The following is a 14456-nucleotide window of genomic DNA, read 5'->3' on the forward strand; positions in this document are numbered from 1 at the left end:
GTATCTGGCCGTGGTTCCTACCTATTTCGCCCCTAAAACTGTCCGAAGTATTGTCTGTATAAAGTAAGCTAAATATTAAGATAGTTGCTGAAAAATTCATAGAAGGCCATTCACGGTAATTTATTTGGTTAGTGAGAAATTTCCGGATTTGTTCTATTGATCCCCCCATTATCTGCCAATATTTCTTTTCTTTTCTTTTCTTTTCTTTTCTTGCGATGCGTTAGCTCTTGGTTTGGATTCCGACCTGGGTGACTGTGCGGTCTCTTTTGCACTTAACTTTAATCTCCAGTAAGTTTATCGATTAAGAATAATAATAAATTCACGCTGCCTTTTTAGCAGCAGTGGCTGCCATATGATTAGGAGCTTTAGGTGGTATTAACTGAAGTGGAATTTTTTCATATTAGTGTTTTTTTAGGAAAATTCTAACTGTCCGTATCTATTAATTAGTATCTAATTACAAAAAAATACAATAATGAGAGAGGAATAGCGATGACCCCGGAAGAAAAGTACGAGAAGGTGAAAGGTCTTCAGCCCCTTGAACTGCTGTACCAGAGAGAGTCGCAGCAGGCTGACACGGTTTTTCTTCGACAGATGCAACAACGGCAGTGGCGTGATTATACCTGGGGCGAGGTGATGGAGCGGGCTCGTAGAATAGCGGGTCACTTGCGCAGCCAGTTCGAGACCGGCGACCGTATTGCCATCCATGCCAAGAACTGTGCCGACTGGATTATTGTGGATGTGGGTATCATGTTGGCGGGTATGATCAGTGTACCGCTTTATCCGGGGCAGTCTGTTTCTTCTATGTCTTATGTATTACAGCACTCAGAGTCGAAGCTGCTATTCTGCGGTGCTACCGATAACAACGCGGCTCTGCAGGAAGTGGCGGACTCGCTGCCGACCATCGCCATCCAGCGCTGTGAAGTTCGCTGTAATCAGGATTTGGAGTCGGTTATTCGTGAAAGTGAGCGGTTTGAAGATAAGCCGGTTTACGATCTGGATGACGTCTTTACTATCATGTACACCTCGGGCACTACCGGTAATCCCAAGGGTGTTATGCACACCTGGTCGTCGGTGGTATTTGTCTCACCCAATATGATTCGTGGCTACGGAATGGATGGGACCGATCGAATTCTTTCCTATCTACCCTTGGCGCATGCAGCAGAGCGTATTCTGGTTGAGTTCCACTGTTTGTACTCGGGTACTCCGATTCACTTCCCGGAGTCCCTGGAGACATTTTTGGAGGATTTGAAGCGTACGCGTCCAACCATGTTCTTCTCCGTCCCCCGTCTTTGGACCAAGTTTAAAGAGGGAATTGATGAGAAAATTCCGCCGACGCTGCAGGAAGTGTTACTGCGTATTCCAGGTGTTAATTCCTGGTTGAGAAAGAAAGTCCGCAGTGCACTGGGTCTCGACGAAGCCGAAATGTTGGTCAGCGGTGCTTCACCAATCTCTATCGAATTACTCCGTTGGTATCACCGAATGGGAATGAAGGTGGCCGATGGTTACGGGATGACGGAGAATTTTATTTATGGCTGTTTTGTGCCGCCCGGTGAAGATCCGGTGCCGGGTACTGTAGGTAAGCCCTATCACGGCTGTGAGGTTAAAATATCTGACGACGGTGAAATCCTGTTTAAGAGTGGCGCCCTGATGAAAGGGTATTACCTGGAACCTGAGAAGACTGCGGAGGTGATACGGGATGGTTACTATCATACTGGGGATTCAGGCTTTATAGATAAAGAAGGCCTTGTGCATATTACCGGACGTATTTCAGAGACCTTTAAAACCAGCAAAGGTAAGTTTATTCAGCCCAGCCGTCTTGAAGGATATTTTGGCAATGAAACCTTACTGGCACAGCTGTGTGTTCTGGGGCACGGTATGGACCAGCCGGTGATGCTGGCAACTATTTCGGAATCTGCGGAAAAATCACCACGTAAAGAAGTGGATGAGCAATTGCAGCGGTTACTGGGTTCAGTTAACGAGCGGCTGCCGCAACACGAGCGCATTAAAAATATCTTTGTGACCAAGGAAGAGTGGACACCGCTCAACGAATTTCTTACGCCTACTTTGAAAATTAAACGCAAGGTACTTGAGGCTCACTATCAGCCTTTATTTAAGCAGCACCTGGATACCAAGGGCGTTGTCTGGGAGCCTCGTACAGTTATAAGTTCAGCTTCAAAAGAGGCTTCGCTTGAGCCTGTGAGTTAATTTGGTTTGCAAACAAAAGCCCGCCTTATAGTTAAGGCGGGCTTTTTATTGTGGGATTATTGGTTAAAGCTTTAACGGGGTAACTAGTGAGTGTAACTCTCACAGTGTTGGGAGCTGTCCCCCATGCCGATTTTAATACTGTCAGCTGAGCACTCAAAATCGTCATTGAACTTACAGTCTTCCATTTTGCAAGCGCCAACGCCGGCGGTGCGGGAACTGCTAGTGTGCCGGGAGTTGGTGAAATAGGTATCGCAATCGGGGTCGGCGCCATCGCCGATCGTAATTGCCCTGGCATGGCAAGCATCATTGGCATTATAGGCACATTGGCTGGCAGCGCATTGACTGACTTCTGGCATATCTGTTGCGATAATCATGGCAGTCCTCTCCTGAATAATAAATTGGAGACTAGCTCAGCCCGGTTACATGTCAAAGAAAAGGCCACAAGATCTGTAGGGTATTTTTATATCCGTTAGGCGGATACTATCTTTATAGCAAAAAATTTTAACGAATAATTAATATTCTGCTTGAGTATTGGGGTTAGATGCGTCATGCCAGGCCATTAGCAGTAGAGTTTCAGTTTTGCCGGGCAGCACGATATTTTTCTTTGCATTGAGCCCAAGCTTCTGCAGTAGTCTTATAGAAGGTTGATTGTCTGGTAGTGCGATAGCCAGGATGCGTTTGAGCCCCAGTTCCTGTTGGGCATATTGCATTACCGCCTGTGCGGATTCAAAGGCGAAGCCCTGGCGGCGGAAAGCGGGTAAAAAGGCAAAGCCAATATCGACATCATCAAGCTCTTCGCGCTTAACGAGTCCGCAGGTGCCAATGGGTGTGCCATTTTTCAGTGATACTTTGTACATCCCCAATTTGTGCTGGCGATACATGGCAATGGGGCCGTTCAGGATATAGTTGCGCGCATCCTCTTTTGTACGGATACCGCGATCACCTATATTTTTCAGGAAAGCGGTGTCGTTAAGCAGCTCGAGTATCAGGTCTGTATCCTGGTGTTCATTCAGTTCTTGCAGAATAAGATTGGCAGTTTCCAGTTTGAACATGGTGTTGGTCCTGTCCTTCCTTTTGATGGCTGGAAAGAGAGTCCCGTTGCGGGCCTCCGCTGATAGAAATGTGAGAAAGGAACTGCGCCCCCGGGCGGGGGCACAGTTAACACTTAGAAGCGGTAGGTCAGGTTGATAGAGGCGGATTCAGTGGTCGGGCGTGAAGCCAGGGTAGCGCTGACAGCGATAGTGTCTGCGGCCTGCCAGCGAATACCGGCAATCATACCCATGCCGCCATTGAAGATGCCTTCATCGACACTGGCGTAGCTGGGCATGTCGTTCATATTGCCTTCCATGGATTTCACACCCACTTCCACAGTGTCTTCTTCTGTGCCGTTGGTATCTTCATACCAGATCTCGGCGTAGGCATTGATGGTGTCCCAGCTCTTATTGGCAAAGGCGCCAAAACGCATATTCCTCAAATGACGATCCTGATCACCGTAGTGCATTCCGATAGGGTCGAGCTCGATTTCATTCGAGCCGGTGTAGGTGAGACCTTCGATAGCATCTTCGGTGTAACCATCTACGTCGGTGGAAACCTTGGTAACACTGACAAATGGTCCGAACTGGAAGGTGTCGCTGTTGAGCAGGTTGGCACCGGCAGTGATACCTACAGACAGGTTCTGGCCAGAGGTGTTGCCGGTCAGGTTGCCAGAGTAGGTATCGCCGAGCGTCAGGTTGCGGCTGACTTCATCGTAATCTACATCGGTCAGGGTCACATTACTCTCGACAAAGAATATGTCGTAGTGCATGCGGCCAAACAGGCTGTAGTTGGTTGAGGTGGAGTCAATAGCGAGCTGGGAGTTGTCTACGTCGAGATTGGAGCGGCTTACTGCAAAACCGATTTCCGCATTATCGCGCAGGGCATAGGTCAGGCCGAGAATATTAGAGTAGCCATCGCCCCGGACGTTTGCGGTGTAGTCGGTGTCGTAATCGAGGTTGCCGATGGAGGTGCCTGCAAATACGCCGGTTTGCGCTGAACGGTAGCGCACGCTTGCCAGGCTTTCATCCAGGCTGTTGGTGTGGCTGCGGCTGGCTTGGATGGCCATGTCCGGCAGTTGTCCTGCCACCTGGGCGGCATTTACGATAGCGGTGTAGTAGTCGGCAAGTACTTCCTGACCAACCTGGGTAGGGTGGACGCTGTCGTTGAAGATCAGCTTATCGGCATCGGGGTCGGTTCCTTCGATACCGTAGACAGGATGCTCGATGCAGTCGTTGCCGCTGCCATCGTAGCAGAACTGACTTTGGTCGAACTCTGCGGATAGCCCCAACAGGGTGGGGTTATTGAGGGCGACTTTAAGAATGCCAGCCTGGTCAACCATCAATACGCCGTCAATATCCTTGGCTTTGCTCAGTAGTGCCGAGTTAAAGCCTTCGGAGGCCTCATTGGCTTCGAGCAGTACGCTGTCGATTGCGGCAGTCAGCTGAGCAGTCGCTTCATCTTCCGTCATCAATCCGGCGGCGACGGCGGCCTGCAGGGTTGCGGCGTCGTCGCTGGAATATACGGCTTCATAAGCGGCGGCATAAACACCTGGGGTTTTACTGATATCCGGTACATTGGAGACCAGAATGTATTTGGCGCCTGCTCCAGAGAGTGCGCCTGCGGCGCTTGCCAGCATGGTTGATGCGATATCGAGGTCAGTAGTGATTTCTTCGATGGTGGCGCTGCCAGCGGCTACTTCAGAGAAGCCGCTGAGCAGGTCATTACCGCCGCCATTCACCCAGTAGAGGGCATTTTGGTCGGTGCTTCCCAGGGTGCTTTCCAGATAGCCCATACCCAGCGGGTGGGGATTTCCTGAAGTGCCGGCGGATATAATGATGTCGGTAAAGGTCTGCTCAATATCCGCTCCCACAGCGGCAGCCTGGGCCATGAGGTTGCCGTAAGTTACCATGTCGCCCTCTGCGGCAGCGGCTTCGGCTTGGGCCACCAATTGGGCTGCAGCTGCTTGCTGGCCCAGCAGTTGGCCGAGCAGCTGAGAGTCTGGATAGCTTGGAGTGAGCCCTTCGTCGCCAGTCGTGGGCATCAGGGCGCTGAGGAGGTTGTGTCGGCTTGGATCGGCCTCTAGCCCATTGGCTTGAAGAAAGGCTGCATAGTTGTCAGAGCCAATAATATTCATCAGCACATCTGCGGCCTTGTGACCACCAACGGCCCAGCCTGTGCCACCATTTCTCATGCCGGCTGCGATTTGGGCAGTAACTGAGGCTTCGAGCTCTTCCTGGCTCAGAGTGGGGTCCACATTCGGCAGGCAAAAGGCGGATTCCATACCGCCGCAGGATGGAGTAACAGCACCGAGGCCCAGATTCTGGGACAAAAGACTGATGGCAACTTCACGGTCGTCGCCGCCGTTGGTAAAAACGTCGTAATTACCGACGTCCGTCAGACTATCACCGAAGGCGATCACCTGGGAAAAGGCTGCATCTTTGGCAAAAGCCATAGAGCTGGTCATTGTTGTGAGTGCTATAGCTGCCGCAAGGCTGCGCTTGGTATTTGGCATTGGTTTCTCCTTGTCGCGGTAATCCCACACCCGCGCAGACATCGGGAACAATCCAGAGGCAACTACAGGGTGCGAGTTTTTATTGTTCTTTGCTCCAGTACTTCAGAGAAGCTGGGCAATCTTAGCGGATTTGACTCGGACAATAAAATAAGTCACAAATCGAAGCGCTATTTAACATGGGGGGGCTGCAGGGAGCCGCCTTGAGAACTCTTTGTAAAGGTGGCGCAATATTACTTAATGAGGGATTCCCGGTAAATGAGGTTTAACTCTTAATACGCTTATTTTATATCCAGAAAATTTTATGTATTTGATTCATGTCAATGGCCAATTGTGTCTCAGTGGTTGAGCTGGCTAATATAAGGACTATTTAGGCCGGGAAAATCGCGATATAACTTCATTTTTGGCAAAACAATGTAGTACGAGCTGTGAATATTTATGGTTTATGGAAGAGGTAAAATATCGATTTCCCTTGAGGAGGTTGAGATGAGTGCGGTGCGCTCTCAGGGTGCAGGAGGCCAAAATGTCAATAAGGTTTCCAGTGCAATTCATCTGCGCTTTGATATCCGAGCTTCTTCACTGCCCCTGTTGGTTAAAGAGGCGTTGCTTCAAGTGAGGGATCGCCGCATCTCTTCTGAGGGGGTTGTTGTTATCAAGGCTCAGAGATTTCGCACCCAGGAAAAAAACCGGGCGGATGGTCTGGAGCGACTTCAGGAACTGGTGGATAAAGCTGCGCTCAGGCCTAAACCCCGAGTCGCGACTAAGCCCAGCCGAGGATCTAAAGAGCGGCGCTTACAAGGCAAGACCAGGCGCTCCAAGGTAAAGGCCATGAGAGGGAAAATAAAAGATGGGGACTAGCTGCTTGCGAGCAAGGGCCTTGGGTTACCTCCTCAATACGGGTCAATGCCGTATTTGCCCAACCCCTGGGGATTTTATTCGAAAGTATTACCCGTACCCAGGCCAGCTATTTTATGACTTGAGTAGGCTGACAAGCGACAGCAGACTGTTGGCCTATTGATGTGTACACACACAGGTCAATAGGCCACCGCTTTACATCGCAGTAAACTACTGGTACAGATAGGTGAAGCAACGGGCCGCTCTTGGCTGCATGACGAATTAATCACAGCTCTTGATAGTGCGATTAGCGATTTTGTCCCATGCATCGGTAAATACCTATTTACGCTCAACTCCCCTGCGCGCTGTTGATAGATAGCAGGCTGGGTTCAATGAGTTTTATCAGGCCACTTCAGAAACCCACTAAAGGTAAGGTGATCTGGTAAGCACCTCTTGGTATTCAGCTTCCCGCTGCATCAGCTCAAACTGCAGGTCATTGATTTCATACCCGATCTCGTTGTGGCGTACTTTGAGGCGGGCAATATCAGACAGTAAAATCACTTTGTCAGCATTTTCGATAGGGGCGTCAATCAGTTGGGCACCGATTTCTGTCATATCATCGAGAATATATTCACGCTCTAATTCGAGGTCGTGAATCGCGGTTATTAGCGTCTCAACGGCATATTTTGCATTAAAGAGATCTTGTCCGGCATTGAAGCCACGCAGAAAAAGCCCCTCCAAATCCGCAGGGCAGACGCCGCTATAACTGTTGCCAGAGCGCCCTTGGTCAAATCCACGCAGTTCGGTGCAAAACAACTCCAGTCCCTCGGTGCGCCCGCCGCGGTAGGCGCTGGTATTTACCGATACACCATACTTGGCACAGGCTTCCCGGCGACTGCCAAGATGCGCCAGGTCTCGACCTGCGGCGCCATCCTCATAGCCAATCGCCTGCCAGTCGGCGACGTAGCACTCATCTTCACTCATGGTGGCGCATCCGCTGATCATCAGGGCGATTAAGGCGAGAAGAATGATTCCTGGAGCAAATTTCACAGCGGTGTCCTTTTAAAATATCTTTGCGCAGCCTACTCAACGAATCCTGACTGGGGGCTGAAGGCTTTGGCTTTGGGGGGAAAACGATTCATTTGGCATGGAAATCTACCAGCAGGGAGGGGAGGAATCTAGCGGGGACTAGTCTGAGTAAGTTAAGCGAATTGTTAGTGGGGCCCTGGAGATATGAGTGATTTCGTTGGGATGACGGCGGTGGAGCTGCTGCGAGGTTACGCGACAAAGTCCTTCTCACCGGTAGATGTTACCGCTCAGTTACTGGATAGAATTGAGCGTGTCAATCCTCTGGTGAATGCTTTTTGCCTGATTGACCGCAAAACGAGTCTCGCCCACGCCCGGGATTCGGAGCAGCGCTACTTCTCAGGTGATAGCAAAGGGCTGCTCGATGGTGTGCCTGTAGCGATCAAGGATGTTTTTTTGACCCCGATGTGGCCAACGGTTTATGGATCCAAAACGGTAGACCCAGAGACCACGCTGGGATGTTCTACATCCTGTATTGCGGCGCTACAGCGCCATGGTTACACCCCGATCGGGAAAACCACCACTCCGGAATATGGTTGGAAAGGCGTTACAGACAGCGCCATAAATGGCATCACCCGAAACCCTTGGGATACTGAAAAAACGTGTGGGGGTTCCAGCGGTGGGTCTGCTGTCGCTGTGGCGCTGGGTCTCTGTCCTTTGGCGCTGGGGTCGGATGGTGGGGGGTCCATACGAATTCCAGCCAGCTTTTGTGGCGTGGTGGGCTTTAAGCCGAGTTTTGGTCAAGTACCACATTGGCCTCGAGGCGCTTTTTCTTCACTGGTACATGTGGGGCCTTTAGCCTCGACGGTTGAAGATTGTGCGTTGATGATGAATGTTTTGAGCGAGCCAGATCACCGGGATATGCATGCGATTCCTCGGCGTAACATCGATTTTCTCGCTGCGCTCTCGGAGACACATGGTGAGCGTGTACGGGGCTTGCGGATCGCTTACAGTCCAAGTCTCGGATATACAGTGCCAGACCCGGAGGTGGAGCGCGAAGTGTCTATCTCGGTAAAGGCCTTTCAGGAGCTGGGTGCTGAAGTTGTCGAAATTGATCCCGGTATCGATGACCCTTCTGCGATTTTTGGATGCTTGTTCAGTGCGGGAATAGCCAATTTGCTAAGGGCTGTGGATAGCTCTAGACGCGCATTGATGGAGGCCCAGCTTGTTGACATCGCAGAGCAGGCTGACCAGATGGCATTGCCAGATTATCTCAGTGCGCTTAAGCAGAGGGATTTTTTTACTGAAGGGTTAGTGGATTTTTTTTTGAAATATGATCTGCTTGTTACCCCGACCCTGCCTATTACCGCGTTTACCGCCGGTTGTAATGTGCCGGAAAACCACTCCGGTTCCCTATGGTATTCATGGACACCTTATACCTATCCATTCAATTTATCAGGCCATCCAGCAATATCTGTGAATTGTGGCTTCTCTAACAGCGGCCTGCCGATTGGTCTACAAATTATTGGCAGGAAGTATGCCGACGAGCTGGTATTGTGTGCTGCCGCTGCTTTTCAAATAATAAAAGATAAGGATCCTAAAGCTCCTACATTGAGCGGTGCTGGTTGAGAGCCTCTATTGCCCTTCGTTAGGTTGCCAATTGTAGATCCATTTAAAATAAAAGATTAAAAAACGCTTTAGTTCGGAAATGATTTCTAGCGCTATTTGCTATTAATAGTCGTTTTATATTCTATGTTTTCTGGGTATTTGTGACCTGTTTAAAATTTATTGTGGCTTTTATGATGAATGTTGCAAAATTGTTTTAGTATTTATTTGAGTGTGCTAGCTTTCCTCTGCCGGGTTGGTCAATTCGGTTTTGTTTGTTTCCTCTGTGCTTTTCAAAATTCGAATAATAAAAACATTTCTGGAATGTTCCCGTTTGTGCGGTGATGTGGGTTGCAGTCTTGATTCTTGATATTTTTTTTACATTATTTGAATAACGTTGAAGCTCAATTGTGCTGATTGTGCAGGGTTTTTGCATGTACATGTGCGCCTGCTTGTGTCTTTTAGAGTTTCCGAATTTCACGGGGGGCTAACTCAATGTGGAGAAGATAATGAAAAAAATTATTAGTGGATCTTTGTTGGGGATTCTTGCAATCCCCGGCGCTGTCATGGCGCAAGAGTTGTGGATAACGATAGGTAGTGATGGATATCAAACGCTGAAAAAGAATAATGCCCTGGTTGCCAAGCAATCACTGGATGCCCGGGGCGAGCGGAATGGTGTCACAATTTTAAAAGTGGATGAGGCTAATCTTTCTGATATTTCCACGATTATGCATATAAACCACAACCGCTGTGGTGGCTTTATGGTGCATGATTCACTGGAGGAGGCTCAGGCTGCACAAATATCGTCGCTGACGACCACCGTGAATACTCTGGTGACTTATTCCGTGGATAACGCGGATGTAGTGAACGCTTTACAGGGGCAGATATCAGAATCCAATATCCGATCGACTATTGAAAGCTTATCGAATTTCACCAACCGTTATTACACAACTTCCACCGGAGTCGACGGTGCTGAGTGGATCAGGGATAAATGGCAGGCATTAACCAGTTCTCGAAGTGATGTCTCTGTCCAGCTGTATAGTCACAGCTGGGCACAACCTTCGGTTATATTGACGATTCAGGGGCAAACTGACCCGGATGAGATTGTTGTATTGGGAGCACACCTGGATTCTACCGTGGGCTTTGGTACTGGAGAGGGAACGCGCGCTCCGGGCGCGGACGATGATGCTTCGGGTATTGCGACATTAACGGATGTGATCAACGCTATTGTTGCTACCGATTATAAGCCAGATAAAACGCTAACTTTTATGGGGTATGCGGCCGAAGAAGTGGGGTTGCGAGGATCAGATGATATTGCCAGCGATTACAAAGGGCAGAATAAAAATGTCATCGGTGTTTTGCAGTTGGATATGACTAATTATTATGGCTCCAATAGTGATATCTATATCATTGGGGATTACACCAACAGTGCCCAAAATAGTTTCCTGGAAGACTTGGCTGATACCTATTTAACAGACCTCACTGTAGCTACGACCTATTGTGGCTATGCATGTTCAGATCATGCCTCTTGGTACAATCAGGGTTATCCCGCTTCTTTTCCCTTTGAAGCAACATTCAATGGTTCAAACCCATATATCCATACCGTGAGCGATACTCTGGCCAATAGCGGCGGGGATGCAAGTCACGCGGTGAAATTCGGTAAACTCGCTGCGGCTTATGTAGCAGAATTGGCCAAAGGTTATGTGGGGGATGACCCCGGCCCCGACCCCGACCCCGACCCCGATCCGGGTGAAGAACAAACCGAAACTTTTAGCGGTAATGTCGGTAGAAGTGCGGAAGCGCATTACGGACCGTTTAGTGTGACACCGGGTACTGACTTTGTCGCAGATATGACCGGCACTAATGACGCGGATTTGTATGTCCGTTTTGGTGCGGCACCTACCTGGCGTTACTACGATTGCCGGCCCTATGAAGGAGACACCTCGGAAAACTGCTCATTAACCGTCCCGAGTGATGAAAATGAAGCTTATATCATGGTGAGGGGCTATAGTCGCTCGGGCTCTGATTATGAGTTGGATGTTACTTATACCCCTGAATAGAGGCTACTAGTTTCATATTTTTTATTTTTTGAGTGGATTTATCACGCTCATATCTTATTAACGGCCTCTTAAAAGTCACGTTTGGCAGGTTTGAGTATTTGCCGAACGTGTACCGCTTGTATAAAGAGAAAATTCGTGTCATTAATTTTTTGTTTGGTTGGCAGGTGACTCCTAATCGCGTAAAAGAATTAACCCAATAATGCATTGATTTTTTGCCCGGATGCCAGATCTGTGATTTATGGCTACTTCCTGGAGAGGAGCTTCGGTAGCTTCTCATATTGGAAAAAATAATAATTGTGCATCACTTTGCCCTATCCGATGGTGTATTCCCCCAAGTTAATAATGAAAAGAGAGGACGGTGTAGATGAAAACCCATTTGTTAAAGCCTTTGTCGCTGGCGGTTGCAGTTACAATTTTGAATTCTGGCAGCTTTGCTGTTGCAGCAGAGGGGGATGAGAGTGCTACCAGTGCTAGTGACCGAACAATGGAAGAGGTTATAACCACGGGTACGCGTAAAGAAGGTGTGTCCCCCAGCGAAACACTCTCCGCGGTAGATGTGGTCGGGGGAGAGAAAATCGCCGATCAAGCTGGTTTTGATCTTACTGAGTCACTGGCCAAAATTGCCCCTTCATTTAATACTCAGAGATTTCCTATTGCCGATGGCACAGCCTTTATACGCCCAGTAACACTGCGTAATCTATCTCCCGACCAGACCTTGGTATTGGTCAATGGAACCCGTCGTCATCGTTCAGCGCTGGTGAATCTACAACTGGCGCCACTGGGCACAGTCAACCAGGGGGCCCAGGCTGTGGATTTTTCCGCATTGCCGTCTATGGCCATTGAGCGTGTTGAGGTTTTGCGCGATGGTGCCTCAGCTCAGTATGGCTCTGATGCGATTGCTGGTGTTGTTAATATTATTTTGAAAGATGATGCAGAAGGTTTCAGTTTATCGGCACAGACTGGTGAATACTTTGAGGGGGACGGAGCACGTACAAGTCTTGCAGCGAATGCCGGATTTGCCTTGGGTGATGCTGGTTTTATCAATGCGACCGCTGAGTTTTCTCGATCTGATAAAACCTGGCGCAGCGCAGCTCGCCCGGACGCTGAGTTTGTGGGGTCAGTGATTGGCAATGAATTGGTTCCCTTGGATGGGCTGGGGCAGCGCTGGGGTGACCCGGATGTGGAATCACTCAAGTTCTTTGTCAATAGTGGTTTAGAAATCACGGATACACTGGAGTTGTATGGAAATTTGGGTTACTCGGAAAACGAGACGATTTCTGACTTCTTCTATCGCGGGCCGGTACTTGACCCAGAGTACCAATTCACTGCCAGGGGTACGCTGCAAGTAGATACGCCCAATGATGCCACAGATCCAGGGAGCATAGATTTTATCCCTGACCCTGCGCCTCAGTCGCTGGTGGATAATATCCTTGCGCAGGGGCTGAACCCCTCAGACTACCTGGTTGCCGATGCCTCCAGCGCTAGCGGTTATGTATTGCGTAATCCTATTTATAGCCAATTTCCTGGGGGGTATAACCCTCAGTTTGGGGCGGATATTTATGATATCTCCGCTGTAGTTGGTGCCCGTGGAGAATTTGCCAATGGACTGACCTGGGATCTGCGTGCGCGTATGGCAGAAAATGAAGTGGACTATGTTCTCAAAAACTCCATTAATCCAAGTCTGGGGTTACTGTCCCCCACTTCTTTTAAACCAGGGTCGCTCACACAAGAAGAGTCGAGCCTGAATGCCGATTTTGTAATGCCTATTGATGTTGCCACCTTCGCATCTCCGCTCAATCTCGCGTTTGGTGCTGAGTGGCGTGAGGAAACCTATTCGATAGGACGGGGAGATGCTGCATCGATAGAGGTAGGTCCTACAGCGGCTTATTTTGGCGTAGGCTCCGATGGTTTTCAGGGATTCCCTGTCGAAGCGGTGGGTAGCTTTAGTAGTGAGAGCATCGCCGCCTATATTGACCTGGAGGCTGAGGTAACCGATGCACTGACGCTCGGTGCCGCTCTACGTTTGGAGGAGTATGATGAGTTTGGTTCGACTTCCAATTGGAAGCTCTCCGCCAGATACGATGTCAATGAAGTATTCGCGTTGCGCGCCACCGTCAATACTGGATTCAGAGCCCCAACTCCCGGCCAGGTAAATACCTTAAATGTAACAACCACAGTGGATTCCAGTGGAAACCTGATACCTAATGGCACCTATCCGGTGAGTCATCCGGTGGCTGAGGCATTGGGGGCCGTTGAACTGGAACCGGAAGAGTCCACCAGCTTTACTTTGGGCGCGGTATTCTCTCCATTGGATAATACCAGTGTAACCCTCGATTATTATAATATTGATATCGAGGACCGTCTTGCACTACGCAATAATGCCATTGGTGATGAAGAAGTTATCCTTTTGCAAAATGCTGGAGTGGAAAGTGCAGCATTGCTCAATGGGAGTAACGCTAACTATTTTGTCAATGCGTATGATTCTGAAATATCTGGCGTGGATTTGGCGATTACCAGTGACTTTGAAGTTTTTGAAAATTTATTGGTGGTGGACTTACGTCATAACCACAATCGCCAGGAAGTCACCAGCGTTACAGAAAATACCATTAATGCATCTCGAGTATTCGATCTGGAAAATCAAGTGCCCAGTGATCGGACAACCTTAACCTTTGACTTCGATACCGGTGATTTCTTCGATGGTTACCTGCGCTTTAACCGCTACAGTAGCTGGGAATCCACTGGCGGTTTATTCGGCGAAGGTGATGCTGCGGATACTTATAGTTACGGTAGTGAGATACTTGTAGATATAGAGGCAACTTTTACACTATATGAAAATTATAAGGTGTCTGTGGGCGGGGAGAATATTTTTGATGTTATGCCCGATGATGAAGAGGAGCCAACCCTGAGATATCTGGGAGTGCGCCATGCACTGACCTCACCCTTTGGGTTTAATGGTGGTTTTTGGTATCTGCGCGCGAAGGCAGAATTTTAGGTCATTTTCAGTAGGGATAATTCTACAGGAATCAGAAACCCGGTAATCAAACTGGGTTTCTGGTTATTTGTACTGAGGATGGCCGGCTAGTTTGTGATGGCGCATTGCTATTTTAGCGGGCCACTTTTCTTGGCCGGAGTTATAACCGAATCTGGTGTTTGAGGGTTTGAAAGAAAGTAGCGTATCTGGT

General features: G+C 49.0%; 9 protein-coding genes. 5 read left to right on the top strand and 4 right to left on the bottom strand.

The window, feature by feature from the left end:
• Nucleotides 1-489 precede the first annotated feature (489 nt).
• Nucleotides 490-2205, top strand: coding sequence for an AMP-binding protein (locus MO867_RS17080; RefSeq protein ID WP_252471371.1), 1716 nt, complete (start codon nt 490-492; stop codon nt 2203-2205).
• A gap of 83 nt (nt 2206-2288) precedes the next feature.
• Here the strand turns inward: MO867_RS17080 and MO867_RS17085 are convergent, their stop codons facing one another.
• The 3 genes from MO867_RS17085 to MO867_RS17095 all read right to left on the bottom strand — a co-directional run bounded on the left by MO867_RS17085 (nt 2289) and on the right by MO867_RS17095 (nt 5752).
• The gene (locus tag MO867_RS17085) at nt 2289-2579 is read right to left on the bottom strand and encodes a DUF1540 domain-containing protein (RefSeq protein ID WP_252471373.1); all 291 of its coding nucleotides are present in this window, start codon (nt 2577-2579) and stop codon (nt 2289-2291) included.
• Between the two features lie 138 nt (nt 2580-2717).
• Entirely contained in the window at nt 2718-3257 is a 540-nt protein-coding gene (locus MO867_RS17090; protein ID WP_252471375.1) for a GNAT family N-acetyltransferase, read from the bottom strand.
• Nucleotides 3258-3370: 113 nt separating this feature from the next.
• Nucleotides 3371-5752, bottom strand: coding sequence for an autotransporter outer membrane beta-barrel domain-containing protein (locus tag MO867_RS17095; RefSeq protein ID WP_252471377.1), 2382 nt, complete (start codon nt 5750-5752; stop codon nt 3371-3373).
• A gap of 435 nt (nt 5753-6187) precedes the next feature.
• Here MO867_RS17095 and arfB point away from each other — a divergent pair, with 435 nt between their 5' ends.
• Nucleotides 6188-6607, top strand: coding sequence for an alternative ribosome rescue aminoacyl-tRNA hydrolase ArfB (gene arfB / locus MO867_RS17100; RefSeq protein WP_256474132.1), 420 nt, complete (start codon nt 6188-6190; stop codon nt 6605-6607).
• Nucleotides 6608-7006: 399 nt separating this feature from the next.
• Here arfB and MO867_RS17105 read toward each other — a convergent pair whose 3' ends face one another.
• Complete coding sequence (locus MO867_RS17105; protein WP_252471381.1) at nt 7007-7633, bottom strand: DUF2799 domain-containing protein; 627 nt, start codon at nt 7631-7633, stop codon at nt 7007-7009.
• Between the two features lie 183 nt (nt 7634-7816).
• Here MO867_RS17105 and MO867_RS17110 point away from each other — a divergent pair, with 183 nt between their 5' ends.
• The 3 genes from MO867_RS17110 to MO867_RS17120 all read left to right on the top strand — a co-directional run bounded on the left by MO867_RS17110 (nt 7817) and on the right by MO867_RS17120 (nt 14266).
• Nucleotides 7817-9238 carry an amidase gene (locus tag MO867_RS17110; protein ID WP_252471383.1) on the top strand — a complete coding sequence of 474 codons (1422 nt, stop codon included), beginning with the start codon at nt 7817-7819 and terminating at the stop codon, nt 9236-9238.
• Between the two features lie 485 nt (nt 9239-9723).
• Complete coding sequence (locus tag MO867_RS17115) at nt 9724-11274, top strand: M20/M25/M40 family metallo-hydrolase (protein ID WP_252471385.1); 1551 nt, start codon at nt 9724-9726, stop codon at nt 11272-11274.
• A 364-nt stretch (nt 11275-11638) separates the two neighbouring features.
• Nucleotides 11639-14266 carry a TonB-dependent receptor plug domain-containing protein gene (locus tag MO867_RS17120; protein ID WP_252471387.1) on the top strand — a complete coding sequence of 876 codons (2628 nt, stop codon included), beginning with the start codon at nt 11639-11641 and terminating at the stop codon, nt 14264-14266.
• Nucleotides 14267-14456 lie beyond the last annotated feature (190 nt).

This window comes from Microbulbifer okhotskensis (genome assembly GCF_023895975.1).
Lineage (GTDB): Bacteria > Pseudomonadota > Gammaproteobacteria > Pseudomonadales > Cellvibrionaceae > Microbulbifer > Microbulbifer okhotskensis.